This window comes from Raoultella sp. (genome assembly GCF_039594335.1).
GTDB lineage: Bacteria > Pseudomonadota > Gammaproteobacteria > Enterobacterales > Enterobacteriaceae > Klebsiella.
Genome location: NZ_JBCNNS010000281.1, coordinates 1 through 2,508, shown reverse-complemented (window position 1 = coordinate 2,508; position 2,508 = coordinate 1). Strand labels below are relative to the sequence as shown.

General features: G+C 53.3%; 3 protein-coding genes. 1 reads left to right on the top strand and 2 read right to left on the bottom strand.

The window, feature by feature from the left end:
- Positions 1-9: 9 nt before the first annotated feature.
- Together ACZAHD_RS23045 and metN are read right to left on the bottom strand one after the other, a co-directional pair.
- Positions 10-663: a methionine ABC transporter permease MetI gene (locus ACZAHD_RS23045; protein WP_100682475.1), complete on the bottom strand. Its 654-nt coding sequence runs from the start codon at positions 661-663 to the stop codon at positions 10-12.
- Positions 656-1,687, bottom strand: coding sequence for a methionine ABC transporter ATP-binding protein MetN (gene metN / locus ACZAHD_RS23040; protein WP_462458782.1), 1,032 nt, complete (start codon positions 1,685-1,687; stop codon positions 656-658). Before metN ends, ACZAHD_RS23045 begins: the two co-directional genes overlap by 8 nt.
- A gap of 188 nt (positions 1,688-1,875) precedes the next feature.
- Between metN and gmhB the strand changes: the two genes are divergently transcribed.
- On the top strand, positions 1,876-2,442 hold the full coding sequence (gene gmhB, locus ACZAHD_RS23035; protein WP_462458781.1) for a D-glycero-beta-D-manno-heptose 1,7-bisphosphate 7-phosphatase: 567 nt from the start codon (positions 1,876-1,878) through the stop codon (positions 2,440-2,442).
- Positions 2,443-2,508: the final 66 nt, after the last annotated feature.

The following is a 2,508-nucleotide window of genomic DNA, read 5'->3' as shown; positions in this document are numbered from 1 at the left end:
TAGATAATGTTATTTGTGAGTCACAGCCCGGACGATGCGATCGCCAGAGAATTGGATTAAATAAACCAGAATAACCAGTAATACCAGCACGGTATTCATTACCGTAGCGTTGTAGCCGATATAGCCGTACTGATAGCCAATCTGCCCCAGACCGCCGGCGCCCACCGCCCCGCCCATTGCGGAATAGCCAACCAACGTGATGAGGGTGATAGTTGCGGCGTTTACCAGACCCGGCAGCGCTTCAGGCAGCAGCACCTTACGTACGATCTGTATCGGCGTAGCGCCCATCGCGCGGGATGCCTCGATAAGTCCGGTCGGAATTTCCAGCAGCGCATTTTCTACCATACGGGCGATAAACGGCGCAGCGCCAACCGTCAGCGGCACAATGGCGGCCTGCAGTCCAATGGACGTACCGACAATCACGCGGGTGAACGGAATCATCCACACCAGCAGGATAATGAAAGGGATGGAACGGAAAATGTTAACCAGCGCGGACAGCGTCCGGTACAGTTTTGCGTTGGCAACAATCTGTCCCGGGCGAGTGACGTACAGCAGCACACCTACCGGCAGGCCGATGACGAAACCGAAAAAGCCGGAGACGAACGTCATGGCCAGCGTTTCCCACACGCCGCGCAACAGCAGCCAAATCATTGCCTCAGACATATCCCAGTACCTCTATTTTTACATGGTGTTCCTGCAACCAGGCGATGGCCGCTTGGGTATCTTCCTGCGTGCCGTGCATCTCGGTCAGCATAATGCCGAACTTCACGCCGCCAGCGTAATCCATCTGCGCGCTAATAATGTTGTTATTCACATTAAAGCGACGGGCGGTTTCAGAGAGCAGCGGAGCGTCGACGGAATGGCCAGTGAACTCCATGCGCAGCATAGGAACACTATCGGGTTGCGCGGTCGGCTTCAGGCGAGCCTGGTAGTCGTCGGGAATATCCAGATGCAGCGTGGATTGAATAAACTGCTGGGCCAGCGGGGTTTTCGGGTGAGAGAAGACTTCACTCACCGTATCTTGCTCGATCAACTGGCCATTGCTGATCACCGCGACGCAATCGCAGATGCGTTTGACGACATCCATCTCGTGCGTAATCAGCAGAATAGTCAGACCCAGGCGACGGTTGATATCTTTCAGCAGTTCCAGAATGGAACGTGTAGTTGCCGGGTCCAGGGCGCTGGTGGCTTCGTCACACAGCAGCACCTTCGGGTTACTTGCCAGTGCGCGAGCAATAGCCACACGCTGTTTCTGACCGCCGGAGAGATTTGCCGGGTAGCTGTCATGTTTATCGGCAAGACCGACCAGATCCAGCAACTCGGTCACGCGGCGTTTAATTTCCGCCTGCGGGGTATTATCCAGTTCCAGCGGGAGCGCGACGTTACCAAAGACGGTGCGCGAAGACAGCAGGTTAAAATGCTGGAAAATCATGCCAATCTGGCGCCGCGCGCGGGTCAGCGCTTTTTCAGAAAGCGCCGTCAACTCCTGGCCGTCAACCTGAACACTGCCTTCGGTTGGGCGTTCCAGCAGGTTAACGCAGCGAATCAGCGTACTTTTACCGGCGCCGGATGCGCCGATCACGCCATAAATTTGCCCGGCAGGGACATGCAGGCTGACATTATTCAGTGCCTGTATCGTGCGATTCCCTTGCTGGAACACTTTGGTGATATTCGAAAGTTTAATCATCAGATATTTATTATCGTTTAACCGTTTGCCGTGGCATTTTCTTCTGCCGTGTCCAGGCGATGCCTGTCAATGAAATGGATGTTAAGGCATCCAGACGTCTAAATCAATCTGCCTCTGTATAATGAGCACTTTCTTGCCTCCAGAAACATGCGATACTAATCAGACTAGCCTTTATCAGGAGTAAACCGGTGGCAAAGTCAGTACCTGCAATTTTTCTTGACCGTGACGGCACGATTAATGTCGATCATGGTTATGTCCACGAAATCGACAACTTTGAATTTATTGATGGCGTTATTGACGCTATGCGTCAGTTAAAGGAGATGGGATTCGCCCTGGTGGTGGTCACTAATCAGTCCGGCATCGCGCGCGGTAAGTTCACGGAAGCGCAGTTTGAAACGCTGACTGAATGGATGGACTGGTCTCTGGCCGATCGCGGTATCGACCTGGACGGTATCTATTATTGCCCGCACCACCCGCAGGGCACGGTTGAAGAGTTTCGTCAGACTTGTGATTGCCGTAAGCCGCATCCGGGGATGCTGATCTCGGCGCGCGACTATCTTCATATCGATATGGCTGCTTCTTATATGGTCGGCGATAAAGTGGAAGATATGCAGGCTGCTGCTGCTGCATCTATTGGGACTAAAGTCCTGGTTCGTACCGGTAAGCCGGTCACAGCGGAAGCGGAAAGTGCCGCCGACTGGGTGCTGAATAGCCTCGCAGATCTGCCGGAAACCATCAGAAAGCAGCAAAAATAGGCGTTAAGTACAAAAGATGAGCGGTTGAAATAAAAATGCATTTTTCCGCTTGTCATTCCCGTTCGG

What these genes read in the sequence shown, in the direction of transcription:
- ACZAHD_RS23045 (WP_100682475.1), bottom strand. Translation starts at nt 663, where the DNA reads ATGTCTGAGGCAATGATTTGGCTGCTGTTGCGCGGCGTGTGGGAAACG.
- metN (WP_462458782.1), bottom strand. Translation starts at nt 1,687, where the DNA reads ATGATTAAACTTTCGAATATCACCAAAGTGTTCCAGCAAGGGAATCGC.